General features: G+C 72.2%; 22 protein-coding genes and 1 pseudogene. 14 read left to right on the top strand and 9 right to left on the bottom strand.

All coding sequences use genetic code 11. The features are described from left to right. The first annotated feature begins 77 nt into the window (after positions 1-77). From ACIPFH_RS12820 to ACIPFH_RS12800, 5 genes are all read left to right on the top strand, one after another. Positions 78-518 (top strand): phage holin family protein, encoded by a 441-nt coding sequence (locus ACIPFH_RS12820; RefSeq protein ID WP_356265131.1) that lies wholly within the window; start codon positions 78-80, stop codon positions 516-518. Further along, positions 515-943: a DUF3618 domain-containing protein gene (locus tag ACIPFH_RS12815; RefSeq protein ID WP_401825625.1), complete on the top strand. Its 429-nt coding sequence runs from the start codon at positions 515-517 to the stop codon at positions 941-943. Before ACIPFH_RS12820 ends, ACIPFH_RS12815 begins: the two co-directional genes overlap by 4 nt. Positions 944-1064: 121 nt before the next feature. After that, positions 1065-1298 carry a hypothetical protein gene (locus ACIPFH_RS12810; RefSeq protein ID WP_401825622.1) on the top strand — a complete coding sequence of 78 codons (234 nt, stop codon included), beginning with the start codon at positions 1065-1067 and terminating at the stop codon, positions 1296-1298. 156 nt (positions 1299-1454) lie between these two features. Then, a complete protein-coding gene (locus tag ACIPFH_RS12805) occupies positions 1455-2312 on the top strand; it encodes a DMT family transporter (RefSeq protein ID WP_401825620.1) in 858 nt (285 codons plus the stop codon). Between the two features lie 146 nt (positions 2313-2458). Further along, complete coding sequence (locus ACIPFH_RS12800; protein WP_401825618.1) at positions 2459-2932, top strand: hypothetical protein; 474 nt, start codon at positions 2459-2461, stop codon at positions 2930-2932. A gap of 27 nt (positions 2933-2959) precedes the next feature. Here the strand turns inward: ACIPFH_RS12800 and ACIPFH_RS12795 are convergent, their stop codons facing one another. The 3 genes from ACIPFH_RS12795 to ACIPFH_RS12785 form a co-directional block, all read right to left on the bottom strand. After that, positions 2960-3796 carry a hypothetical protein gene (locus ACIPFH_RS12795; RefSeq protein ID WP_401825617.1) on the bottom strand — a complete coding sequence of 279 codons (837 nt, stop codon included), beginning with the start codon at positions 3794-3796 and terminating at the stop codon, positions 2960-2962. A 96-nt stretch (positions 3797-3892) separates the two neighbouring features. Then, positions 3893-5122: a PP2C family protein-serine/threonine phosphatase gene (locus ACIPFH_RS12790; RefSeq protein ID WP_401825614.1), complete on the bottom strand. Its 1230-nt coding sequence runs from the start codon at positions 5120-5122 to the stop codon at positions 3893-3895. A 770-nt stretch (positions 5123-5892) separates the two neighbouring features. Continuing rightward, a complete protein-coding gene (locus ACIPFH_RS12785; RefSeq protein WP_401825612.1) occupies positions 5893-7101 on the bottom strand; it encodes a PucR family transcriptional regulator in 1209 nt (402 codons plus the stop codon). A gap of 150 nt (positions 7102-7251) precedes the next feature. Here ACIPFH_RS12785 and ACIPFH_RS12780 point away from each other — a divergent pair, with 150 nt between their 5' ends. From ACIPFH_RS12780 to ACIPFH_RS12770, 3 genes are all read left to right on the top strand, one after another. Then, the gene (locus tag ACIPFH_RS12780) at positions 7252-8739 is read left to right on the top strand and encodes a long-chain fatty acid--CoA ligase (protein ID WP_401825610.1); all 1488 of its coding nucleotides are present in this window, start codon (positions 7252-7254) and stop codon (positions 8737-8739) included. 410 nt (positions 8740-9149) lie between these two features. After that, positions 9150-9839, top strand: a complete 690-nt coding sequence (locus tag ACIPFH_RS12775; RefSeq protein WP_401825607.1) for a 1,4-alpha-glucan branching protein — start codon at positions 9150-9152, stop codon at positions 9837-9839. A 107-nt stretch (positions 9840-9946) separates the two neighbouring features. Further along, a complete protein-coding gene (locus ACIPFH_RS12770; RefSeq protein WP_401825606.1) occupies positions 9947-10240 on the top strand; it encodes a hypothetical protein in 294 nt (97 codons plus the stop codon). Between the two features lie 67 nt (positions 10241-10307). On the opposite strand, the gene ACIPFH_RS12765 is transcribed toward ACIPFH_RS12770, so the two are convergent. Continuing rightward, positions 10308-11297 (bottom strand): aldo/keto reductase, encoded by a 990-nt coding sequence (locus ACIPFH_RS12765; RefSeq protein ID WP_401825604.1) that lies wholly within the window; start codon positions 11295-11297, stop codon positions 10308-10310. Between the two features lie 277 nt (positions 11298-11574). Between ACIPFH_RS12765 and ACIPFH_RS12760 the strand changes: the two genes are divergently transcribed. Next, on the top strand, positions 11575-12033 hold the full coding sequence (locus tag ACIPFH_RS12760) for an SRPBCC family protein (protein ID WP_356262787.1): 459 nt from the start codon (positions 11575-11577) through the stop codon (positions 12031-12033). Between the two features lie 62 nt (positions 12034-12095). Here ACIPFH_RS12760 and ACIPFH_RS12755 read toward each other — a convergent pair whose 3' ends face one another. From ACIPFH_RS12755 to ACIPFH_RS12740, 4 genes are all read right to left on the bottom strand, one after another. Then, a complete protein-coding gene (locus tag ACIPFH_RS12755; RefSeq protein WP_401825601.1) occupies positions 12096-12269 on the bottom strand; it encodes a hypothetical protein in 174 nt (57 codons plus the stop codon). A gap of 24 nt (positions 12270-12293) precedes the next feature. Beyond that, entirely contained in the window at positions 12294-12650 is a 357-nt protein-coding gene (locus ACIPFH_RS12750) for a PRC-barrel domain-containing protein (protein ID WP_356262782.1), read from the bottom strand. A 334-nt stretch (positions 12651-12984) separates the two neighbouring features. Next, positions 12985-14970, bottom strand: a complete 1986-nt coding sequence (locus ACIPFH_RS12745) for a SpoIIE family protein phosphatase (RefSeq protein WP_401826837.1) — start codon at positions 14968-14970, stop codon at positions 12985-12987. 478 nt (positions 14971-15448) lie between these two features. Further along, positions 15449-16117: a hypothetical protein gene (locus ACIPFH_RS12740; protein ID WP_401826834.1), complete on the bottom strand. Its 669-nt coding sequence runs from the start codon at positions 16115-16117 to the stop codon at positions 15449-15451. Positions 16118-16521: 404 nt separating this feature from the next. On the opposite strand from ACIPFH_RS12740, the gene ACIPFH_RS12735 reads away from it, so the two are divergent. From ACIPFH_RS12735 to ACIPFH_RS12715, 5 genes and pseudogenes are all read left to right on the top strand, one after another. Beyond that, on the top strand, positions 16522-16725 hold the full coding sequence (locus ACIPFH_RS12735; RefSeq protein WP_356262773.1) for a cold-shock protein: 204 nt from the start codon (positions 16522-16524) through the stop codon (positions 16723-16725). Positions 16726-16913: 188 nt separating this feature from the next. Next, a complete protein-coding gene (locus ACIPFH_RS12730; RefSeq protein WP_401825598.1) occupies positions 16914-17852 on the top strand; it encodes an amidohydrolase family protein in 939 nt (312 codons plus the stop codon). Between the two features lie 338 nt (positions 17853-18190). Next, positions 18191-19912, top strand: coding sequence for an RNA ligase family protein (locus ACIPFH_RS12725; RefSeq protein ID WP_401825596.1), 1722 nt, complete (start codon positions 18191-18193; stop codon positions 19910-19912). Next, the gene (locus ACIPFH_RS12720; RefSeq protein ID WP_401825594.1) at positions 19912-22860 is read left to right on the top strand and encodes a poly(A) polymerase; all 2949 of its coding nucleotides are present in this window, start codon (positions 19912-19914) and stop codon (positions 22858-22860) included. The genes ACIPFH_RS12725 and ACIPFH_RS12720 overlap by 1 nt, the downstream gene beginning before the upstream one ends. A 191-nt stretch (positions 22861-23051) precedes the next feature. After that, positions 23052-23201: pseudogene (locus tag ACIPFH_RS12715) on the top strand (DUF3140 domain-containing protein); the annotation flags it as partial. 87 nt (positions 23202-23288) lie between these two features. On the opposite strand, the gene ACIPFH_RS12710 reads toward ACIPFH_RS12715, so the two are convergent. Then, a complete protein-coding gene (locus tag ACIPFH_RS12710; protein WP_401825591.1) occupies positions 23289-23504 on the bottom strand; it encodes a hypothetical protein in 216 nt (71 codons plus the stop codon). Between the last annotated feature and the right edge of the window lie 158 nt (positions 23505-23662).

Genomic DNA, 23662 nt, shown 5'->3' with positions numbered 1-23662 from the left:
GCCCGGCCCGGAAAGGAATGTCTTTCCCGCCGGTCATCGGGTACTCGGACCGGCACCGAGAGGAAGGGGTGAAGGTGATGGCTGAAGCAGGACGGTACGGCACGGACGGCGAGCGCGGCACACGGACCGCCGACGGCGGTGAGTCCGTCGGTCAACTCGTCCAGCGCGCTTCGCAGCAGCTGACCGAACTGGTGCGCGGCGAAATGCAACTCGCACGGGCGGAGATGGTCGAGAAGGGCAAACGCTACAGCAAGGGCGGGGGCCTGTTCGGCGGGGCCGGGCTCTTCGGTTTCCTCACCCTTCAGGCGCTGGCCGCCACCGCGATCGCCGCGATCGCGGTCCCGCTTCCGGTGTGGGCCGCGGCCCTGATCGTCACGGCCGTACTGGCGGTGATCACCGCCGTGCTGGCCCTGACCGGCAAGAAGCAGGTCGGCGCGGCCGCCCCGCCGATGCCCGAACGCACCGTCGACAGCGTGAAAGCCGATGTGTCGGAGATCAAGGAGAGTGCACGACGATGACCCAGCCACCCCAGGACGAGCCGACCGCCGCCGGCCCCGAAGAACTGCGCCGACAGGTCGAGCAGACCCGCCACGAACTCGGCGAGACGGTCGAGGCGCTGTCGGCGAAGACGGACGTCAAGGCCCGTGCGCAGGAGAAGGCGACCGCACTGAAGGAACAGGCCGGCACCACCGCGTCGCACCTGTCCGAGCAGGCCAGGACGAAGGCGACCGAGGCGGCCCACCTGCTGGAGGAGAAGGTCCCCGCCCCGGTCAAGGACACGGCCGCCGCGGCCGCCGTCCAGCTCAGGGCCAAGGCCGGGCAGGCCGAACAGCTGTGGCAGGAAAAAGCGCCCCGACGGGTGCGCGACCACCGCGGCGCCCTCATCGGCGCCGCCGCGGCGGTCGCCCTCGCCTACCTGCTGCTGCGCCGAAGCAAGAACTAGCCGACGGCTGAACGGGCGCCGCCGGACCCACGGGGCGGGCGGTGCCCGTTGCCGACCTGCGGATCATGCCGCCGGGTGTGAGACTGCGGTCGAAGCGGTCAGCCCATCGGGCGGTGGTGGCGTGACGGCCGACGGCGACGACGAGCAGCGCATGGACTTCCTCGCCGACCCTGCCCTGCAGCGGTCCACGCATGTGGCGCGCCGCACCGGGGCACCGGGCCCCAGCTGCGGCCGCCCCGGCCCCGCGTCGGCTGGCAGCTGCTGCCGGGTCGGCGGCGTCGAGACGGGCGACCTGCCGGCCGACGAGCGCGGCGCGCCGCTCACGCCGTGGCCGCCGCAGAACTGGCCCCCGTAACCCTCCGGCGACTCATCCACGCCATCCAGGAGGACAGGACCAGCCACCTCCGGGACGACAGGACCAGCCACCTCCGGGACGACGCGACGACGCTGCCGCTCGAGTGGCAGCCACCCGTTCACGTATGACGGCCGGCCGTCCGGTCAGGGGGGAGTCATGATGGCGCTCGCCGTGCTTTTCGCCGTCCTGGGCGCCATCAGCAACGCGGTGGGCACGGCGTTCCAGCGCAAGGCCGCCTCCACGGTGCAACAGGGCGGCGGAGTACGGCTGCTGCTCGCCCTCGTGCGGCGGCCCGCCTGGTCGATCGGCATCGCGGGTGTGGTGGGCGCCGCGGTGTTCCAGGCGCTGGCCCTCATCAACGGCCCCATGGCGCTGGTCCAGCCCCTGTTCATCCTCGAGCTTCCCTTCGCGCTGCTTCTGGCGGTGCCCCTGATGCACCGTCGGCTGTCGGCCGACGGCTGGTGGGCGGTCGGCGGAGTCGTGGCCGGCCTCACCCTGCTCCTGGCCTCGGCAGCCCCCTCCGGCTCCCGGGAACAGGCCTCCATGGCGCGATGGATCCCGGTCCTGGCGATCGCCCTGGGAGCGATGACCGTGGCGTTCCTCCTCGCGCGCTCCGCCTCCTCGCCGTTGTTCCGTGCCGCCGCGCTGGCCTCGGCCGCGGCGGTCGGCAACGCCCTGACCGCCGCCCTGCTGAAGTCGGCCACGGGACGCCTCGCCGACGCGGGACTGCCCGCCTTCCTCACCGCCTGGCAGACCTACGGATTCGCCCTCACCGGGGTCCTGGCCCTCCTGCTGCTGGAGAACGCCCTGCAAGCCGGCCCGCTGGTCGCTTCACAGCCCGCGCTGACCATCGGTGACGCGGCCGTGAGCCTCCTGCTGGGCGTCGTCCTGTTCGACGAGAGCATCCGTACGGGCTGGTGGCTGCTGCCCGAGGCGATCGGCGCGCTCCTCATCCTCCGGAGCGTGCTGCGCCTGACCCGTGTCGTGCCCCACCTCGTCGACGTCGTCCGATGAGATCGGCCCGATCGTGTTCCACGATCGTGCAACCGGGCGGCACGGACGGTGCCGCCGCCGGGGTTGTGCTGTGCTTTTCCGGACAGGAGGGGACTGCCGGGCGGAGCAGGCTCCCTTCCTGACCGCCCGCCGAGAGGAGTGACGGCATGGGTGACCTGCAAGGTCCGGACGACGAGCACCGGCGCCCCGCGGGTGTCAGCGACGAGACGGTGGAAGCGCTCGGCTCACTGTCCAAGGCACTGGAGACGATCGAGCGGGCCCGTGGGCACCTCTACTCGTTCCACCAGCTCACCGGCACCGCGGACCTGGAACTGGACCGCGCGGTCGAGCTGCTGCGCGGGGCGGGCCACGAGGCGTGGGCCGAACGCGTCGAGACGGAGATCCTGGGACGCAACGTCATCCCGGGCCACTGGACGTTCCAGATCGTCGAAGCCTACGACGGGACCTACTACCGAGCGTTCCGACAGCTGGAGCGGGAGGCGGTGGAGCAGCTCGCCGACGGGCGCGACCACCTGTACGAGGCGGAGATGAAGGAAGCCCGCCGGACGCGCAACCACCCCGATCACACGGCTCGGCCCGACAGCCCCGGCACCCGTGAACCGACCGGCCCCTTCACCTGACGGGAGCGAACACGACCTAGCGCTGACCTAGCGCCCCTCGGGCGCCATGCGCTGCTCGGCATGGCGGGCCTCCATGCGTGCGACGACTCGTCGCCCGGCCACTTTGCGCACTGCGCGGAGTTTGGCTTCGGCGGCGAGGAGGGGTATCCACAGCAGCGCTCCCCACATCCTGTGGTCGACCGGCCCGCCGGGGATCAGGGACCGGATCACGGCGAAGGAGGCAAGGGTCGTCACCGCGTAGGCCGCGCCGCGGTAGGTCAGCAGCAGACGCAGCGGAGCGTTGCGTCGGCCCCGCAGGAGTTCCGACGCTGCGGCCAGCTCGGCTGCTCTCAGGTCATCCCCCTCGCCGGTCTTCGTGGGGCCCGCCCCGCTGTCCGCAGGAGTACGTGGCGCCCCACTGCCCTGTGCGTCGAGTTCGTCCAGCCCTGGCCGCGTGGTGCGCGCGATCGTGACGGGAGCGGTCGGATCGTCCCAGTAGCCCCGGCCGGCCCATCCCAGGGCGTCGTCGACCCGCTCGCGCCAGGTCGAGCCCTCAGGTGCGAGTTCGTCGATGCGGGCGCGCAGGGTGACTGCACGTCTCGCTCTTCCGGGATAGTCGAACGCATCGGCCCGCCGGCACAGTTCGAAGTAGCACACGAGCAGTCCGAGATCGTCGGGATCCAGCTCCAGACCCCGCCGGTAGGCGTCCTCCGCCTCGGCGTCGTGGTCGTCCTCGTCCTCGGCCGCGTGCGCCTGGCCGAGCCACCGGTACAGCACGACGTCCGGACCCGTCTCCCGCAGGCCCGCCTGCGCGGCGCGCCGTACGGCCGCGTAGCCACCGACGGCGAACAACTCCGAGCACTGCTGTGCGTACTGCTGATCCACGTCCCACCCCTGCTCCTTGGCAGGATGCACTTTCGGCCACCGCCGCACCGGACGTCAATTCGATTGCGATCACGCCCTGAACAGCGGAAAGGGCAGTCACAGGCGCAGGACGATCAGGGCGGTGTCGTCGGTGTTCCCAGTGGTGGGCAGGAGGTCGCTCAGCAGGGCGTCGGCCAGGGGCTCGGGGGACGAGTGCCGGTGGTGGGTGAGAGAGGCGGCGAGCCGGGCCAGCCCCGTGTAGATGTCCTCGCCGCGGCGCTCGATCAGGCCGTCGGTGTACAGGACGAGGGTGTCGCCCTCGGCGAAGCCGGTGTGAGCCTGAGGGCGGGGGAGGTGCTCCGGGCGGGCGGCGAGCGGCGGATCGGTGGCCTGGTCGAGGAGCGTGACGGTGCCGTCGGCGTGCACGAGGACGGGTGGCGGATGGCCGGCGGAGCTGTAGGAGATGGTGCGGCTGTCCCAGTCGATGAAGGTCGTCACGACGGTGGTCGCCTCGGCTCCGTCGACGAACCGGGCGTACAGGCCGAGCGCCTCCAGAGCCTGGGCCGGGCCGTCGGCCACCCGGCAGGCGGCGCTCAGGGCGCTGCGCAGTTGCCCCATGGCGCAGGCCGCCGCGAGACCGTGTCCCACGACGTCACCGACGGCGACGGCGAGGTTGTCGCCGGGCAGGTCGACCAGGTCGTACCAGTCGCCGCACACGTTCAGGGCGCCGATCGCCGGCCGGTAGCGCACGGCCGTGGCGTGCGGCCCGGTCGGGCCGGGGGCGGGCAGCATCGCCGCCTGGAGGGCCAGTGCGACCTCCCGCTCATGGGCGTGCGCCCGGCGGAGCCGTTCGTTGACCTCCTGCAGGTCGCGCGCCCGGGTGTACAGCTCGGCCTCCAGCACACGGGCCCGGGCCCCGCCGTCCGTGCCGCCGCGGGCGTTCATCAGTTCGGTGATCTCCTCCACCCGGTGCACGACCAGCGCCACCTGTCCGTCGGGGCCGTGGACGGGCGCGTTCACCGGGCTCCACCAGTGCTCGTGCCACAGCCCGGGCCGCTGCGGATCCTCGATGTCGTAGCGCAGCAGCGCCATGGTGTCGCGGTCGCCGGTGGCCACCACCCGCAGCATCGACTCCCGGGTTTCCCGCATGCCGGCCGCGGCCGGGTCGTTCGGGTTCTCGGGGAACACGTCGAAGATGTACCGGCCGACCAACTGCTCGCGGGTCCGCCCGGCCAGCCGCAGGAAGTCGTCATTGGCGTCGGCGTAGACCAGGTCGGGCGTGAGGAGGGCCACCATGCCGGGCAGGGCTCGGAAGACCGCCACATAGTCGATCTGCGGTTCTTCCATGTCTTGCCGCCTGTCTCGGTGCCGAGCGTCACTGTGCCGTTCCACGATAGAAGGGAGATCGCGGCGGGGCCCGGAAACCGCGTCCTCCACGCCCGCGTTCCCCGCTCCTGGGCGGCACAAGCTGCTGCGGTCGCGGGCCGGTGCCTGATCTTCACCCGCGACCGGCGCCACCCCGCCCGTGTCGGACGTGGGCCCGCACGAGGAACGGCCTGAGCGGAGACTGGACCAGGGCCCCCTTCGGTTCGCGGACGTGTGCGGTCGCGGGCCGGTGGCCGCTCTTCACACCGAAGGCGATCAGCGCCTTCGCTCGCCCACCGCGGCGCCCGTGTCGGACGGGGGCCCGCACGAGGAACGGCCTGAGCGGAGACTGGACCAGGGCCCCCTTCGGTGCGCGGACGCGCCGATCGGCTACGGGGCAGTCGGTCGGCACCAGGACGCGGTCAGGACGACGGGCTCACCTCCCCAGGCGGGGGGCTCGCTCCGCCGCGCCGGTGTGCCCGGCCGCGCCGGTGACGTCCGCGCGGGCGGTTTCCCGGTGCGCAGACAGGCGTTGGCCGTGCCCTCTACGCAGGTGTCGCCGTACGCGCCGTGGACGCCGTGCCGGTCGGCACCGGTGACGGTGACCAGGCGGGAAGCCGGCCACGCGCGGTGCATCGCCGTGGCGGTACGGGTGAGGACCGGAAGTCGTCGCCGGAGTCCTGACGGGCGTCGAGAAAGCGGCCCGTTGCTCTGCTGCCGGATCGTGGAGAGGCCTTTGCTCGGCTCGGTCGTCATCCGGCGCCGGGTGTCGCGGTCGGCGGTTGCCCGGCCGGAACGACGGCGGCGTTGCGGACGGCCAGGAGCGCCGCGCCGATGTCCGCCACCGCTCGCGGATCCGAGAGGGAGCGGCCCGTCAACTCCTCGATGCGGCGCAGCCGGTAACGGACGGTGTTGGGGTGGACGAACAGGCTCCGAGCCGCGTCGGTGGCCGAACCGGCGGCGCCGAACCACCGTTCCAGGGTCTCCAGCAGGCGAGCGCGCTCCACCACCGGGAGATCGACCAGGGGCTGGAGGACCACACCCACGAGATGAGCCGCCTCTGCCGGAGCGGCGGCCACCACCATGGCCAGCGGGTTGTCGTCGAACCGCGCGACGCCGGCACCGGTCTCCCGCAGCCCGGTCAGGGCCAGACGAGCGAAACGCAGAGCCTGGGGAGTGTCGCGCAGGGAGTGGAAGCACGGGCTGACTCCCACGCGGGCCTGCGATCGGCGCAGGATGCGCAGGCAGGCGCTCTCCGCCGCCGACGTGGGCAGGGCGATCAGTCCGATCTGATGGTCGGGCAAGAGCCGCCAGGCCGAAGGGAGTTGTGCCTGATGCAGCGCGGCTTCGACTCCCGCGAGGGGCTCCTGGCCGGGAGCGCCGGCCGCCGCCGCGGCGACCGCGTAGGGGCCGTGCTCGGGCAGGCCCAGCTCACGGGCGGCCTCCCACAGCGTGGTCCGGTCGGCGATGACGCCGGTGAACAGCGCCTCCACCAGCGCCGAGCGCCTGGCGTGGCGCTGTGAGGTCAACTCGGCGGAGGTCTCCCGATAGGCCGCCGCCACCGCCTCCGCGTACAGGCCGAACAACGCCCAGATCTCCGCAGACTGTGACACCAACTGGTCGTCGGACACCTCGGGATGGGTACGCGACTCCACCAGGATCTCCGTCCACAGGAGCTCGAAGCCGACCCGGTACGCGTGCAGGGTGTCCGCCAGCGGCACACCCTGTTCGGCGCGCACCCGGCCGGTCTCGCGGGCCGGACTAGGGTCCGGGGCGTCCGCGTGAACGAGGTGACTCAGCACCAGGTCCGCGTTGGCGGTGCACGAGCGGCGCAGTGAGTCGAAGGGGATCAGCGACTCCTCGTCGTAGGCGTCGACGTCCGAGCGGATGCGCTGTGCGATCCGCTCACCCAGTGCCGGCAGCCTGGAGTGCAACGCCGCGGCCACGCCCGAGATGTCCATTCACGCAGCTTAACGCCATCGTTTTGTTCCTCGGGACAAGCAGGGAGGGGAGGTGCTGTCCCACCGCCCATAGGCCGACGCCGTGAGCGGCAGCACGATGTCGGCGAAGTGAACAGCGGATTTCAACGGTGACGTTCGTGGAGGCGGGTCATGGCCAATCTGGCGCAGTTCCTGGTGGAGACGGCACAGCGGCAGCCGGGACGCCCCGCGCTGCGCCTGGGCGAGCAGGTGACCAGCTACGCGGAGCTGGACGAGCGCAGCGCCCGCGCCGCCGCACTGTTGAGGGCCGAGGGTGTTCGCCCCGGGGATCGCGTCGCCCTGATGCTGCCCAACGTCCCCGAGTTCGTCGTCCTGTACTACGGCGTCCTGCGCGCAGGAGGGATCGTCGTACCGATGAACCCGCTGCTGAAGACGCGGGAGACCGCGTACCACCTGGACGACTCGGGGGCGGTGCTGCTGTTCGAATGGCACCGGGCGCCGGGCGAGGGCGCGCAGGGCGCGGTCGCCGCCGGGGTGCCCCACCTGGCCGTCGAACCCGTCGAGTTCGCCGCACGGCTGGCCGGGCACCAGCCACTGCCCGAGGTGGCCCCGACCGACGCGGACGACGTGGCCGTGCTGCTGTACACCTCCGGCACCACCGGCCGTCCCAAGGGCGCCGCGCTCACCCACGCCGGGCTGCGGCACAACACCGAGGTCAACGCGGTCCACGTCCAGCGCATCACACCGGAGGACGTGGTGGTGGGCTGTCTGCCGCTGTTCCACATCTTCGGCCAGATCTGCACCCTGAGCGTGGCCGTCCGCGCCGGTGCGTCCCTCACCCTGATCCCCCGCTTCGAACCGCAGACCGTGCTGGACGCCATCGCCCGGGACCGGGCCACCGTCTTCGAGGGCGTTCCCACGATGTACGCCGCGCTGGTCCAGCACCCGTCGCAGGCGGACCTGCCGACGCTGCGGATGTGCATTTCCGGCGGGGCCTCACTGCCCGTGGAGGTTCTGCACGGCTTCGAGAGGCGCTTCGGCTGTGCCGTGCTGGAGGGCTTCGGTATGTCCGAGACCAGCCCCGTGGTCACGTTCAACCACCCCGACCGTCCGCGGAAGGCGGGCTCCATCGGCACCCCGATCCGTGACGTGGAGGTGCGGCTGATCGACGGCAAGGGTCAGGACGTCACCCTTGGCGAGGTCGGTGAGCTGGTCGTGCGCGGCCCGAACGTGATGAAGGGGTACTGGAACCGCCCCGAGGAGACCGCGATCACCATTCCGGACGGCTGGCTGCGCACCGGCGACCTCGCGCGACAGGACGAGGACGGCTACCTGTACATCGTCGACCGCAAGAAGGACATGATCATCCGCGGCGGCTACAACGTCTATCCGCGCGAGATGGAGGAGGTGCTGCACGAACACCCGGCCGTCGCCCTGGCCGCCGTGGTGGGCGTGCCGCACGCCCATCTGGGCGAGGAGATCGCGGCCGCGGTCGTCCTGCGCCCGGGCGCCCGGGCCACTCCCGACGAGCTGAGGGAGTTCGTCAAGAGCCGGGTGGCGGCGTACAAGTACCCGCGCGAGGTGTGGCTCGTGGACACCCTGCCGACCGGCCCCAGCGGCAAGATCCTCAAGCGGGATATCACCGCGCCGACCGGCTGACCACACCGGTTCCCGAAGAGCGTCGCCCGGAGCCGCGACTCAACCGCTGTGGGCCGAGGTGCACCAGGTCTCGTCCGCAGCCCGCCCCCGTGCGGGGCCACGGGGTGCGCCGCGGCCGAGACGGCGGTCGTGGTGCGGACGGGGACAGCGGTCGGTGCGGACGGAGACGACGGTCGGTGCGGAGGGAGACGGCCGGTGAGTGGAAGTCCTGGGCCCGGCCCGGCCCGGCCCGGCCAGACCAGGCCGGGCCGGGCCAGGACGAGGGTGAGGGGCGATAGGTCCTCGACGGTCCCGTGGTGGGCGATGCCCGGTCCTCACGGATCTTGTCGATCGGATCAGCGCTTCGCCGACGCCGCACGGATGGGAGAGTGTGAGCGTCGTATCCGCTCAACACCAGGAGGAGCCTCGGCATGGCCGTCATCCACCGCACTGTCCTCGAGCCGACCAAGCTGGAACTGCTCGCCGCCTGGCTGCCGTCCAGGCCCTGGTTCTCGGGTGGCGGGGGTGAACCCGCGTTGGCCAAGGCCGGGGGCTTCCGGCTGGACGATCCGCAGGGCGAGGTCGGGATCGAGTTCATGGCGGTCACCGACACCTCCGGCGCCCACCCGGCCGCCTACCTGGTGCCGCTCACCTATCGCGGCGCCCCGCTCGACGGTGCGGAGCACGCCCTCGTCGGCACCATGGAGCACGGGGTGCTGGGACGACGCTGGGCCTACGACGGCTGTCACGACCCGGTGCTGCTCGCCCAGTTGTCGGCCCTGATCGAGGGCCGGGTCCAGGCCCAGGACCAGAACAGCAGCGACACCCCCGACCGGGAGGTCACCCGCTCCCACAAGGGTGAGGGTTCCGCATTCACGGACTTCACCCCCGGCGCCACCGACGACCATGAGGGCACTGAGCTGTCCGCACCGCATGGCACGACACTGCGCCTGCACCGGGTCCTGCGCCCCGCCCCGGACGACATGCCCCTTCTGCCCTCGCGGGCGACCGGCCACGTGGCCGGCTCCTGGCGGATGCCGGACGGAACCCGCGCGCGGGGGCTGTTCGCAGTCCTGCACGGCGGCTCGCACGAGAACCGGGCGGTCGGCCTCACTACGTGACGTGGTGCCGGGAGCACCGGGCCGAGCCCCATGCTTCTGATGACTGATGGCTGAGAACTCATGAACTGATGACTGATGGATGGCGTGGATCGGGGTACCTGGGCCGCATGGCACAGAAAAATGATCACGTCGAATCCGTGCGTGCCGTGCGGCAGCTGCGACGCATCCGCCCTGTCTACGCAGGCGGAGCACTGCTGTGGGCGGCATCGGCCGCCTGGACGGGGTGGGACGACCCCGGAAGCCGGCAGATGTGGGTGTCGGTGCTCTTCCTGGTGGTCTTCACCGGTCTGCTGTCCTTGACTTCGCTGTGGCTGTGGCGTCAGCAGACTGCCGGTGAGGGCATGTCCGTGCACCATGCGGCTCCACGAAGGACGGTCCCGGGCCGCCACGCCAATGCCTGAGCACTGAACTCCCGGCCTCGCTTCCGGGTCGGCGGTTTCCGGGGTGGGCACGAAAACGCCTGGCCCCTCACCTCGGCGTGCCCACCGGTGCACGTTCGTCCAGGAATCCCGCCTCCTGCAGGTCGGACCAGAGCTGCTCGGGGATGTGGGTGTCGAACGCCGCGGCGTTGTGGCGTACTTCGTCGGGGGAGCGCATGCCGAGCACGATGCCCGCCACGGCCGGGTGACGCAGCGGGAACGCCATCGCCACCTGAGGAAGCGTCACACCGTGCGCCTCGCAGACGTCGGCGATCCCGTGCACCCGGTGCAGGACGTCCGGCGAGGCGGGCGCATAGTCGAACGTCGCTCCTTCCGCGGGCCGCGGCGTGGCCAGCAGCCCGGAGTTGAAGACGGAGGCGGCGAGGACGGAGACGCCCCGCTCGGTGCACGCGGGCAACAGGTGGTCGAGAGCGCTGTGATCCAGCAGCGTGTAGCGGCCGGAGAGCATCACCACGTCGGCGTCGGTCTCCCGCACCAGCGTCGTCAACTTACCCGGGTGATACATGCCCGCCCCCACGGCGCCCACCACGCCCTGGGAGCGCAGCTCGGCCAGCGCGGGGAAGCCGTCGCGCAGTGCGACGTCGAAGTGTTTCTCCGCGTCGTGGAGGAACAGCACGTCGATGCGGTCGGCGCCCATGCGGGTGAGGGACTCCTCCACGCTGCGCAGGACACCGTCGCGGGAGAAGTCCCATACCCGGCGGTGCGTCGCGGGCACATGGAAGGCCTCGTCGCTGCGGCCCTGCGGATCCTGCGCGACGAGGAGCCGGCCGACCTTGGTGGAGAGCGTGAAAGCCGCACGCGGCGCTCCGCGCAGGAAGTCGCCGGTCCGGCGCTCGGAATGACCGATGCCGTAGTGGGGCGACGTGTCGAAGTAGCGAATGCCGCAGTCCCAGGCAGCACTCAGCGTCGCAGCCGCCGTCTCGTCGTCGAGCGGGGCGAACAGCCCGCCCAGTGGCCCACCACCGAAGCCCAGCTCCGTGACTTCCACCGTGCTTCGTCCGAGACGGTGTGTCCTCATCAAAGTGATCCTTTTCCGGGTCGTCTCAAGTGGGGCGCGGAACAGTCTTGTTGCGGCTGTGGCGCGCTCCAAGCGGTTTTCCGGACGGGCCCGCCGTCCGCGGCGGGGGGGAGCGGACCGGGACCGAGGACCAACCGGCGCGGACGGGCCCCGTCCGGTTCGTGTGCCGTTGCCGCGCGAGACGTTCGGTGGTCCCATGGGGTCGCGGTGCCGCTGTGACAGGACGGGCGGTACGGCACAGCTCGATCGCGTGCGACACGACCGATGAGGAGTGCCCATGTCAGGACAGTTCGAAGCGACGGTGGAGGTCGATCGGGCTGTCGAGGAGGTGTTCGCCTACCTCGCCGACGGTCGCAACGATCCGCAGTTCAGTCCTCGGGTGCTCAAGATCGAGCGGATCCCCGACGCGCCGACCACGGTGGGAACCGTCTTCCGGAGCACGGTCAAGGACGCCGGGATGAAGACGGCCAGAGAGTTCCGCATCACCGCTCTCGAAGCCCCGGTGAAGATCCGGTGGGCCGAGGCCTCGAAGAACACCGTGACGGTAAGCGAAGGCGGTTACGACCTCGAGCGGCTGTCCGACGGCAGAACCAGGGTCCGCATCTTCAACGTTCTGGAGGGTCACGGACTGGGCAAGCTGCTCGTCGGCCTCGCGCTCACCGCCGCCCGCAAGGATGCCGACGCCTTCGGTGCCCGCATCAAGGCGGCGGCCGAAGCGGCGATCGCGGCCCGTTGAGCCCTGAGCCCCGGGGCTGTCGGAGTGCCCCGCTGAACCGGCGGTCCGCGTGAGGGCGCCGGTCAGCGGGCGATGCGGTGCCTGCGGCCGCCGCGGCGGAACCGAACGGTCGCGTAGCAGAGGTCGGCGACGAGCACGACCGCGCCGATGATCAGCAGGTAGAACAGCCCGTGGGCCGCGAATCCGATGATGCCCAGGACCAGGGCTACGAGGATGAGGAACAGAAACAGGCTCATTGGCTCTCCCGCGGCCTCGACGTGTCAGCGACGGGCGAGGCGTCGCTCGCCACCGACGCCCGGCGCATAGTCCAGTTCGTAGTGTGCGAAGACCTTCGGTTCGTCCGGGGCCGGCAGTTCGCCGTCGACATCGATCGACGGGGCCTTCTTCACCGCGTTCTTGTCGTGGACGACCTTCAGATAGCCCGGGCCGACCGTCGCCCCGAGGAGCGGCACGAACACCAGGCGGCGACGGGTGGGCAGACCGACGGTCACCGTGGCGAAGGAAGGCATGTCGGTCCCGGTGTCCACGTAGACCGACTCCAGGACACCGATCCGGTGACCTTGCGGATCGACCACGTCGTGACCTCGCCACTCACGGATATCGCTTGCCTCGATCATTGAGGAACCTCCGCTGATGCGTGTACCCGTGTTCGCGCCACCGATGTCAGGCGCGCACGCGACGAGCTGCCCCGCCGACGAGCCTGGACGGTGCCGACACCCGGACGCCCGGCGGCACCGCGACGCCCGGCGGCACCGCGACGCCCGACATCACTGGGACGCTCGACGGCACCGGGACCGGCACCGGCACCGGCACCGGCACCGGCACCGGCACCGGCACCGGCACTGGGACCGGCACCGGCGGACGGCACCGGGACCGGCGGACGCAGCCATTGTCATGCGAACGAGGCGGGAGCGCCGCTCGTGAGTGCCGCCGTGCGGTGCCCGTCGCGGGTCACTGCGGGCGGGCCATCAGTATCGCGACATCGTCCTGGGCGGGATGCGGCAACATCTGTGCGAGGACGTCGTCACAGAGCACGGCGAGCGGCCGTCCGGGCGAGCGCAGGGCCCGTGCGAGCCGGTCGAGGCCCTGGTCGAGGTCCCTGCCCCGGGCTTCGATGAGTCCGTCCGTGTACAGGACGAGCAGGCTGCCCGGCGGAAGCGGGACCTCTTCGGTGCGGAACTGCTGTCCGCCCGTTCCCAGCGGGGTGCCCGGCGACCCGTCGAGGAAGGCGAGCGCGCCGCCGGGTGTCACCACGGCCGGCGGGGGGTGACCGGCCCTGGCCACGAGGCATCCGCCGGAGGCGGGGTCGTGGACGGCGTAGACGCAGGTCGCCATCTGGTCCTCACCCATGTCGGCGACGACGGCGTCAAGCGAGCGCAGCATGCGGGCCGGGTCGATGTCGTGCCGGGCGAGCGCCCGCACCGCTGTGCGGAGCTGGCCCATGAGCGCCGCGGCGTGCATGCCGTGCCCCATCACGTCCCCGATGACGAGTCCGGTGCGGTTCTGGGGCAGCGTGATGACGTCGAACCAGTCGCCGCCCACGTCGTGCTCACTGGCGGGCAGATACCGCCCCGTGAGCTCGAGTCCGGGGACGGCGGGCAGCGCGCTGTTGGTCAGGCTGCGCTGCAGCGTGAGGGCCGCCGCCCGCTGCCGCGTGTACATGAGCGCGTTGTCGATGTTCAGGGCCGCGCGCGCCGCCAGCTCGTCGATGAGCACGCAGTCCTGCTCGTCGAAGGGCTCACGGCTGCGCAGCCGCGTCACCACGACCGCGCCGAGCACCTTGCCCCGGGCCACCAGCGGGATCAGCCTCGCGGAACCCAGGCTCATGAGGTAGGTGCGCAACTCTTCGGCCCGGGGATCGGTGACCAGCGCCGGGACGTCGGACCGGTAGAGGTTGGTGGGCCGGCCGTCGGCGATGACCCTTTCGTAGAGTGAGCCGCGCGCGATCCGGGACGTCATGCCCGGCCGCAGCCTCGCCGTCGGGGCCGCCGGGTCCGGGAAGAGGGCGGCCATGCGCCGGACCACGCCGTGGGTCGCGGCGGTGGACTCGTCGGGTGCGATCACCTCTTCCAGGAGCTGCACGTCGGCGGAGTCGGCGAGCTGGGGCACCAGCATCTGCGCGATCTCCTCCGCGGTCTGGCGCAGGTCCAGGGTGGTGCCGACACGGGTACCGGCCTCCGCCAGCAGGGCGAAGCGGCGCCGGGCGCGATCGGCGTCCTGCTCGGCCTGCTGGCCCTCCGTGATGTCGATGAGGGAGGCGATCAGGCCCAGCGTCCGGCCGGCGCCGTCGAGCAGGGGGGCGTAGGAGCACGACCACGTCCGTTCGTGGTGGGGGTCCGCCGGGGTCCGCCCGCTGCGGCGGACGTCGACGACGGCCTTACCCCCGTCCAGCACCTCCCGCATCGTCGACTCCAGCGCCACGGCGTTGACGCCGGGTACGACCTCCGTCAGCCGCCGGCCCACGTGCTCGGCGGCTGACACGCCGTTCATCCGGGCGAGCGCGTCGTTGACCCGCAGGAAGCGCAGATCGACGCCGAGGGTCGCCAGGCCGATGGGTGACTGACTGAAGAGGCTCTCCAGCGCCGCCAGGGAATCGCGCATGCGCAGGACCTGCGAGGTCTCCACGGCGATCAGCAGAGCTCCGGCCCGCCCCTGCGCGTCGGCGGCCGGCACGATCCACATCTCCATGGTGACCTGATGGCCGTCACGGTGGCGCACCGACAGAGTGCCGACGACGGTTTCCCCACCCTGGACGCGACAAGTCAGCTGGTCGGCGAGTTCACGGTTGCCCTCGGGCACCAGCAGGGCCGACGCGGCCCGCTCGAGCACGTCCTGCGGCCGGTAGCCGAGCAGATCCTGCGCGGCCAGCGACCACTCCACGATGCGGCCGTCCGCGTCCTCCCGCCACAGGGCGATCGGCAGCAGCTCCCGCAGCACACCCGCGTACCCGACAGCCCCCAAGGGCTGCTCGGGCGTCTGGCCCGCCGTCTGGGGGGCATTCACCGCACGACCTCCCCATCGGACGAGATTTCATATGCAAAAACCATATCCGGAAGTGGGAACTCCACCTGTTCTCGGCAGAGGCACACGGCAGAGGCACACAGCAGAGGCACACGGCAGAGAAGCCCACAACAGAGAGGCTTGCGACATCTGGGCATGTGGCGCCGGGCTTGCGACAGCCAGGCATGCGGCAGGGGCACACATGAGGGCGGCGTCGACGGTCCCGCCGACGGTGATCATCCCGAGAGGACCCACCGTGCGTGCGGCCGGCGGCCCTGGTCGCCGCTCCGTCGCCGTGGGTGGCCCGGCCGCACGGAGCACTGGCGGAGACACATGAGCGGGCCGGCGGACACTGAAGTCCGCCGGCCGCCCGTCGTGTGCGGCTCCCGCTCACTGCGCACGGGCACAGTGGGTGTCATGCGGTAGCGAGCGGTGCCTGTTCGTCGGTCTGCGCCGCGGTGGTCGGTTCCGCTGCCTCGGTGGCGGTGTAGAAGACCGATGAGCCCTGCTTGGAGCGCTGAGCCCGGGTCTTGGCGACGAGGCCTTCGAGGGTGGTACGCACCACGGTGGTCTTGATGGTGCGTTCGGGGTGGGCCAGGCCGAGAGCGGCGGTGATCTCCGCTGCCGAACGGGGCTCTTTCTGCTCGGTGAGATGGCGGCGGACCAGGTCGACCAGTGTCGGCTGCGCCGTGTCGGCCGGAGCGGCCTGCTCGGTCGCGCTCGCGCGCTTGGGGGCGGCCGTTTTTTCAGCCTTGCGGGTGACGCCGGACGCGGTCTTCTTCGGCTTCGACTGTGTCTTCTGCGTCCGCTTGCTCGTGCCGGACGTGGCGGCCTTCTTACGGGGCGCGGGCACCGCGACACTGTCGGTCGGCTGGGCCGCCGGGGCGGTCACCGGCGCCGCGTCGATGGCCTGCTGAATGCTGACGAGCACGGAGTGATCGTGCTCAAGGGCCGCCAACTGCTCTTGCAGGGACGCGATTTCAGCGCCGACCCGCTCCTGCTCCTTGGTGTTGCGTTCCAGGTCGGCGGTCACCTGAGCGGTGTACTGAGAGGCGAGTTCGGTGGCGGAAACGGTTTCGGACATGACGGGCTCGACCTTCCCTCGGTGCGGTGGCGGCACATGACCAACTGCCGTGCGCGCCGCCGCGGTGATGCTCGTCGGGCACGCAGCGACAGGCACATGTGCATGGCCCTGCTGCAGAGATAGTACGGACATGCGGCGTGAATGGTTCTTCCTCGGTGTCATGCTGCCCGCCTCCCGGCGGGCCGGTGATGTGTGCCGCATGCCCCAACCGTTCGGCGAAACAGGGCCGTCGCCGTCTGGTGGGGGCCGGTTTCGCCGTGTAGCGTCGCTCTCAGATGTCGTGGTTGGTTCGCAGTACCCGCCCGCGCTGCTGCGCGGGTGTTTTGCTGTCCAGTGCCGGACCAGGGCGATCACCTCCGGGTTCCGCGCGGTGCGGTTCCCGACAGCGACTGAGAGGCACCAGCATGGCCAGCGGAACCGTCAAGTGGTTCAACGCGGAGAAGGGCTTCGGCTTCATCGCCCAGGACGGCGGCGGACCGGACGTCTTCGCGCACTACTCCAACATCAACGCGTCCGGGTTCCGTGAGCTCCAGGAGGGCCAGGCGGTCACCTTCGAGATCACCCAGGGCCAGAAGGGCCCGCAGGCGGAGAACATCACGCCTGCCTGATCCCGCACGCCGACTCAGGTCCCGGAGCAGGTGGCTCCGGGACCTGAGCGCGTTCCGGGCGCACAAGCGTGCTGCGCACCACCGCCTTTCGAAGTCAGGCTCCCCACCACCCGGCGGTGACGGATCCCTCACGGAATCCTTGCGCGAAACGGTGGACTGTCACCCGGGTCGGGCCGATCGTGGGCGGCATGGACGATCACCGCGTGGTACCCGTCGAACCTCGAGAAGCGATGAGCGACGGCCTTCCAGTGGGTGAGGAGGCCGGTGAGGTCCGGCGCTTCTGGGAGAGCCTCGGTCTTCCGGGGCTGGTCGACGTGCACACGCACTTCATGCCCGAGCGGGTCCTGCGCAAGGTCTGGGACTACTTCGACGCGCTCGGATCGCTGACCGGTGGCGTCGAGTGGCCGATCACCTACCGGCAGCAGGAGGCCGAACGGACGGCCGTGCTACGGGAGTTCGGCGTACGTGCCTTCACCGCGATGCTCTATCCGCACAAGCCGGGCATGGCCCGTTGGCTGAACGGGTGGGCGGCCGACTTCGCCCACCGCACTCCCGACTGTCTGCACACCGCCACCCTCTACCCCGAGCCGGGCGTCGAGGCATACGTCCGGGAGGCCGTCGAGGCCGGCGCGCGCGTGTTCAAGGCACATGTACAGGTCGGTGCTTACAACCCGGCCGACGAACTCCTCCATGAGGCATGGGGGTTGCTGGCCGAGGCGGGAATCCCCATCGTGATCCACTGCGGCTCCGGGCCCGCACCCGGCAAGCACACCGGCCCCGAACCGATCGCGCGGGTGCTGGCGCGACACCCCCGGCTGCGGCTGATCGTCGCGCATCTGGGGATGCCCGAGTACGAGGACTTCTTCGGCCTCGCCGAGCGGTACGGGGAGGTGCGGCTGGACACGACGATGGCGTTCACCGACTTCGCCGAGAGGCTCATGCCGTTCCCCCGCCGGGCACTGCCCCGGCTGGCAGGTCTCGGCGACCGCGTCCTGCTCGGTTCCGACTTCCCCAACATCCCCTACCCGTACGCGCACCAACTCCACGCTCTGGAAAGGCTGGACCTCGGGGAGGCGTGGCTGCGGGCCGTGTGCCACGACAACGCGGCAGAGCTGTTCGGACTGTGAGAGCCGGTTCGCACCTGCCCATGAGTCATTCCGTCCGGCGGTGCCGACAAGTCTCCCGGTGCGGCTGTGTGGGTCGCCTCGCCGCAGGTGTCCGCTCCGCACCGTAACCGTGGGGGCGGTCCCGAACCGACCGGGAGAGAGGTACCCATGTCCGCGTCCCTTGTGGAGACCGTCGATGTCGAAGCCCCCGTCGGTGTCGCCCGGTGAGCGCGCCAATACGCTCCACCTGACCCCCGAGGCCGCACCGGCGTAGGAGTGGCGGCGTCGCCTTGCCGCTCGGCCCGCGCCGGTCGGTAATCCGATGGAGGAGCCGTTTCCGCGCTCCTATAGTGGCCCGCATGCCTACCCCCTATCCCCGAACCCCTCATCTGCCCTGGTCACCGGGCATGTCCGCGGACGACGTGCGGGCCGGTGGACTGGACGGGTTCCTCGGGCGGGAGGTCGTCGTCACCGAGAAGCTCGACGGGGAGAACACGACGCTGTACGCGGACGGCCTGCATGCCCGGTCCGTGGATTCCGCGCACCATCCGTCGCGGGCCTGGGCCAAGGCGCTGCAGGGGCGGGTGGGGGCGCGGATACCCGCGGGGTGGCGGGTGTGCGGGGAGAACATGTACGCGCGGCACTCGATCCCGTACGACGCGCTGGAAGGCTACTTCTACGGGTTCTCCGTGTGGGACGAGCACGACCGGTGTCTGGGCTGGGACGAGACCGTCCGGTTCCTGCGGGGGCTGGGCGTGCCCGCGCCGCCGGTGCTGTGGCGGGGGACGTTCGACGAGCGGGCGCTGCGACGGCTGCGGGTGGAGACCGGGCGGCAGGAGGGGTACGTCGTACGCACCTCCGGGGGTTTCGCGCGGGAGGACTTCGCCGGGCGGGTCGCCAAGTGGGTGCGGCACGGGCATGTGACGACGGGGACGCACTGGATGCACGCGACGGTCGTGCCGAACGGGCTCGGCCCGGCGGCCGCGCTGTGGGCGGTCCGGTCCGGGGCGGCACCGGACGCGGAGGCGCTGGCCGGGCACCTGGGTGCGGCGGACGGTGACGCGGACGCGGCCGCCGAGGCGGGCGCGCGGCTGGACGCGTCGGGGCGGAGCGGGGACGCACGGCTCGCGGGGGTGTTCGCCGCGCTGCTGCACCGCACGCGACGGGCGGCGCTGATGAGCCGGGCCGCCGGATCCCTGGGAGTGCCGCTCGCGAGGCGTACGGCCGACCTGGTGGGGCTGCACGCCGCGCTGCACCGGCCGTACCCGGACGTGGAGCGGCGGGCCGGGCTCGTACGCATGTCGTTCGCGGCCGACCTGGGGGTGCTGCACGCCGTCGCGGGCGCGGTCGCGGGGGAGGAGCGGGCGCGGGAGCAGGTGGAGTGGTCCGCTCTGCACGCGGAGGAGGCCGGGCTGCTCGGTGAGGCGCCGCTCGGTCCGCTGCGGGCCGGGCTGCGGGAGGCGCTGGCGCGCGACGGGGTCGACGGCGAGGCCGGGGACCGCTGCTGGGCGGAGGCGCGCGAGATGTACGCGCAGGGGCGGGTCTCCACGGTGGAGGAGGCCGTCGCGGCGACGTGGCGGTGGCGTGACGGGGACTTCCCCCGGCTGGTGCACCTCGTGGGGCCGTCCGGCAGCGGCAAGAGCGACTTCGCGGCACGGTCGGAGGGCGTCGCGGCGTGCGTCGCGCTGGACGGACTGCGTGCCGCACGCGGATCGCGAGGGGATCAGCGGGCCAACGGAGAGGTGCTGCGGGAGGGGCTGGAGCGGTTGGACAGGGCGCTCGGGGCCGGCGGCACGGTGGTGTGGGACGCCACGTCGCTCAACCCGCACCAGCGGTCCCTGGTGCACGCCGTGGCGCGCCGGCGTGATGCGCTGGTCACGCACGCCGTCGTCCTCACGGACGAGGACGAGCTCGTGCGGCGCAACGCCACGCGCGCGCATCCGGTGCCGGCGGACGTGCTGACCGGGCAGCTGCGCCGGTTCGTGCCGCCGTATCCAGGCCAGGCACACCGCACCTGGTACGTGGGCGCGGACGGGACCGTCCAGGACCGCGACGGCACACTGGACGGGGAGGACGCCTGATGCGTACCAGCGAGGAGATCTACCACCGCGTGCGCTGGGACGCGCGCTTCGATCCCGCGCGGTTCGTGTTCGGCATCCACCAGCGCGGCGCCGCGCCCAAGCGGGTGCCGCTGCCGATGTTCGTGCCGGGTGGCGAGATCCCTTGGCACCGGGTGCTGTTCGTCGAGGCGGACGGCGAGGTCGTGTGGGACCGCGCCACGGGCGTGGACCGCGTCGACGCGTCCGGGGCCGGCCGGGCGCGCGAGGCACGGCGGCTGCGGGCGCCCTTCTTCACGGCACGCACGCCGCACGCCTGGGACGCCGCCGCCGGGCGGTGGGGCCCCGCCGCGCCCGCCCGGGGGGAGGCAGGCCGGGACCGGATACGGGTGCTGACCTGGAACACGCTCTGGGACCGCTACGACAGCCACCGCATCGACACCGCCCTGCGCCGCCCGCTGCTGCTGGACGCACTGGAGCGCGCCGACGCGGACGTCATCGCCCTTCAGGAGGTCGAGGCGGGACTGCTGGCCATGCTGCTGGACGCGGCGTGGGTACGGGCCCACTACACCGTCGGCACCGACCCCTACGGCAAGGACGTCGACGACTGCGGTCTCCTCCTGCTCAGCCGGCTCCCGGTGGGAGAGGCGGCCCTGCATGTCCTGGGCCACCACAAGGCCGTCACCGCCGTCGTCGTGGACACCGCGTCCGGACCCCTGACGGTGGCCGCCACCCATCTGACGAGCGACCACTCCGAGGACGGGCCGACCCGGCGCGGCGCCGAACTGACCCGGCTGGCCGAGGGGTTGGCCGGCGCGGAGGGCGGCCTGGTCCTCGTCGGCGACTTCAACGACGGCGGCCCCGGCCCGGCGCGCACACTCGGCATGCTCGACGCCTGGACCGAGACCCACGGGCCGCACGACGACTCGCCCACCTTCGACCCCGGCGTCAATCCGCTGGCCGCCGTCTCGTCGCTGTCGGGCCGCGCCTCCCGTCTCGACCGCGTCTTCGTCCGCCCCGCCGACGGCGCGCGGGTGACCGGGGCCGCGCGGCTCGGCACCTCGCCCACCCCGCAGGGGCTGTACATCTCCGACCACTACGGGGTCGCCGCCGACCTGCACCGCGGCTCCGGCACACCCGTCGACGAGCTCGACCTCGCGCCGACACCTCGTACGGCGCTGGCATGGGTTCCGCCGCGCGAGCTGTGGCCGGCGCTGCAGGAAGTGCGCCGGGACCACGACGTCCAGATCCGGCGCTGGCCGCCGCACGTCAACGTGCTGTTCGGGTTCGTCCCCGAGTCGGACTTCGAGCGGGCGGCCCCGCTGCTCGCCGCGGCGGCCGCGCAGGTGGCGCCGTTCAGGGCACGGCTGGAGGGGCTGCACACCTTCGGCCACCGGCACGACGCCACCGTGTGGCTGGACCCCGCGGCCGACGACGAGACGCCGTGGGCGGAGCTGTGGCAGGCACTCGTACGGCGCTTCCCGCGCTGCCGCGGACGCCACGACGGATTCACGCCGCATCTGAGCCTCGGCCGGACCGACGACCCGCACGCCGTCGCCGTCGACTGCGCGGCCCGTCTCTTCCCGATGACCGCGAGGGTCGGCGAGCTGGTCCTGCTGTCCCGGCGGGGCGAGGAACCGATGCGACCGCGGGCCACGGTCGCCCTCGGCACCGGCGAGGTGCGATGGCTGCCCGAGCCCGCTCTCGGCCGGCCCGACCGGGAATGGGAGGACTGGGCCGCGTCCTCGTCCGACGCGGCCGTCCTGGCCGCCACGGACGACGCCGCGGCCGAGCAGGTGGTGCGGCGCCTGACGGACGCGCTCGGCGAGGGCGTCGTCCACCTCGCGGGGTCGCGGCGCATGGGCTGCGCACTCGCCGGATCCGACCTGGACGTCGTGGCGGCGCTGCCCGGCGCCGTGGACCTCGCGGTCGTGCGGGCGCGGGTCACGGCCGCGCTGCCGGACGCCGAGCGGATGCGGGAGGTCGTCGGCGCGCGCGTGCCGGGGCTGCGGTTCCACGTCGAAGGGCTCGACGTGGACCTGGTGGTCGTGGCCACCGGCGCGATCCCGGCGAAGGACGCGCCGGCCCGGCGGGCGGAACTGGGCGAGGCCGCGGCGGTCGCGCTGAGTTCGGTGTCGGACGCGGACGCGGTCCTGGCGGCCGTGACCGCGCAAGCCGTGGGAGACCCGGGGAGGTCGCGGTTCGCGGTGCTGGCACGAGGAGTGAAGGCGTGGGCGCGGGCGCGTGGCCTGGACGCGGCGCCGTTCGGCGGCCTGCCCGGAGTGGCGTGGGCGGTGCTCGCGGCCCGCACGGTCCGGCAGTCGCCGGACCTCACGGACCACGGCGATCTGCTGCGGCAATTCTTCGGCACATGGGCCGCGTGGGACTGGCGCGAGCCCGTCGGCCTCACCGGGGACGGTCGCGAGAACCATGACGCCCTCACCGGGGACGGTCGCGAGAACCATGAGGCCCTGACCGTGCTGACGCCCGGCGCACCCGTGCGCTCCTGTACCGAACAGGTCGGTCCGCACGGCCGCGATCTGCTGGGCCAGGAGCTCTACCAGGCCTGGGAGACGGTGGAGGCCGCGGCCGAGGCCGGTACGGATCCGTGGCCCGAGCTGCTGACCGCGCCGCCCCTGCACCGGCGGCACGCGGCATGGGCCGTGGTGACGGTCGTACCCCGCCGGGGGCATGACTTCGACGAGCTGAACGGGCGCGTACGCGGACGTGTGCGCGCGCTGCTCCGGGCGCTGCAGGACGCGGGGGTGAAGGACGCGCACGCCTGGCCGCGGCCCCTGCCCCCCACGCCGGCGTCCCCGGAGGGAGCCACGAGCGCGCGCTACGCCATCGGTCTCGGGCACACGCCACTCGGCGCGGAGCGGCTCGCCGACATCGCGGGCCGGTGGGTCACGGGTCTGCCGGGTGTCGAGGTGACCCGCGTCGAGGGCGGAGCGATCCCCACCGTGCGGTGATGTGACGCCCGGCTCCCACCGTGCGGTGACATGACGCCCGGCGCGCCGGCCTCCGCGTCTTCCGGTGGGCGTCACCCGGCTACCGTCCCAGGTCGCGCAGCACCTCCCGGACGGCGCGGGCCTCGACGCCGACGCCCGCGGCCAGCAGGCCCTGAGCGCAGGTGAGCCCCGCGACGCCTGCTCCCACCACGAAGGCGGACCTCACCGACGACGACCTCGCCCACATGCGCAAGGTCGTCGGCTATGTCCACCGCCACGTCGCACAGCGTCCCGGCGGTGACGTCGCCGACACCCCCTGGCGCTACTCCCTCATGAACTGGGGCCACGATCCAGGGACATGACCCGCCCGGCCCGCAGGCGCCGACCGCACGAAGGCGAGCACGAGAGGCACGCCGAACTCACCGGCGGTCCGGTCGGGCCTCCCATGCTCAGGGCTTCCATGCCTCCGGTCCGCCCCCTCGCCATTCGATCAGCGCGGACGACTCGACGTAGGCCTCGTCGGCGTCGTCGACCCCGGCCTCCCGGAGGAACTCGGCGACGTCCAGCAGTCCGTACGCCATCCCCAGGAAGTGATCACCGGCGCGTACCCGCCGTCCGCCGTCCGCGGCGGGCGGATAGATCACGACGGGCTGGACAAGGGCCATGTGAACAGCGTGGGCCCTTCGCCGCACATGCGCATGCGGGCCTACTGCGACGCGGTGGGGACCATCGGATGTCGCCGGCCTGTCGCCCCGCACAGCGTCTTCCCTACGCCGAACGGGTGAATCGCCGGCCGCGCGGATCCGGGCACCGCATGGCCCTG

Source organism: Streptomyces sp. NPDC088157, assembly GCF_044741545.1.
Taxonomy (GTDB): domain Bacteria; phylum Actinomycetota; class Actinomycetes; order Streptomycetales; family Streptomycetaceae; genus Streptomyces.
This window is presented reverse-complemented; position numbering and strand designations above follow the sequence as displayed.

Coding starts and splice junctions, on each gene's coding strand:
- ACIPFH_RS12820 (WP_356265131.1), top strand. CDS start 78: ATGGCTGAAGCAGGACGGTACGGCACGGACGGCGAGCGCGGCACACGG.
- ACIPFH_RS12815 (WP_401825625.1), top strand. CDS start 515: ATGACCCAGCCACCCCAGGACGAGCCGACCGCCGCCGGCCCCGAAGAA.
- ACIPFH_RS12805 (WP_401825620.1), top strand. CDS start 1,455: ATGATGGCGCTCGCCGTGCTTTTCGCCGTCCTGGGCGCCATCAGCAAC.
- ACIPFH_RS12800 (WP_401825618.1), top strand. CDS start 2,459: ATGGGTGACCTGCAAGGTCCGGACGACGAGCACCGGCGCCCCGCGGGT.
- ACIPFH_RS12790 (WP_401825614.1), bottom strand. CDS start 5,122: ATGGAAGAACCGCAGATCGACTATGTGGCGGTCTTCCGAGCCCTGCCC.
- ACIPFH_RS12785 (WP_401825612.1), bottom strand. CDS start 7,101: ATGGACATCTCGGGCGTGGCCGCGGCGTTGCACTCCAGGCTGCCGGCA.
- ACIPFH_RS12780 (WP_401825610.1), top strand. CDS start 7,252: ATGGCCAATCTGGCGCAGTTCCTGGTGGAGACGGCACAGCGGCAGCCG.
- ACIPFH_RS12775 (WP_401825607.1), top strand. CDS start 9,150: ATGGCCGTCATCCACCGCACTGTCCTCGAGCCGACCAAGCTGGAACTG.
- ACIPFH_RS12770 (WP_401825606.1), top strand. CDS start 9,947: ATGGCACAGAAAAATGATCACGTCGAATCCGTGCGTGCCGTGCGGCAG.
- ACIPFH_RS12765 (WP_401825604.1), bottom strand. CDS start 11,297: ATGAGGACACACCGTCTCGGACGAAGCACGGTGGAAGTCACGGAGCTG.
- ACIPFH_RS12760 (WP_356262787.1), top strand. CDS start 11,575: ATGTCAGGACAGTTCGAAGCGACGGTGGAGGTCGATCGGGCTGTCGAG.
- ACIPFH_RS12755 (WP_401825601.1), bottom strand. CDS start 12,269: ATGAGCCTGTTTCTGTTCCTCATCCTCGTAGCCCTGGTCCTGGGCATC.
- ACIPFH_RS12750 (WP_356262782.1), bottom strand. CDS start 12,650: ATGATCGAGGCAAGCGATATCCGTGAGTGGCGAGGTCACGACGTGGTC.
- ACIPFH_RS12740 (WP_401826834.1), bottom strand. CDS start 16,117: ATGTCCGAAACCGTTTCCGCCACCGAACTCGCCTCTCAGTACACCGCT.
- ACIPFH_RS12735 (WP_356262773.1), top strand. CDS start 16,522: ATGGCCAGCGGAACCGTCAAGTGGTTCAACGCGGAGAAGGGCTTCGGC.
- ACIPFH_RS12730 (WP_401825598.1), top strand. CDS start 16,914: ATGGACGATCACCGCGTGGTACCCGTCGAACCTCGAGAAGCGATGAGC.
- ACIPFH_RS12725 (WP_401825596.1), top strand. CDS start 18,191: ATGCCTACCCCCTATCCCCGAACCCCTCATCTGCCCTGGTCACCGGGC.
- ACIPFH_RS12720 (WP_401825594.1), top strand. CDS start 19,912: ATGCGTACCAGCGAGGAGATCTACCACCGCGTGCGCTGGGACGCGCGC.
- ACIPFH_RS12710 (WP_401825591.1), bottom strand. CDS start 23,504: ATGGCCCTTGTCCAGCCCGTCGTGATCTATCCGCCCGCCGCGGACGGC.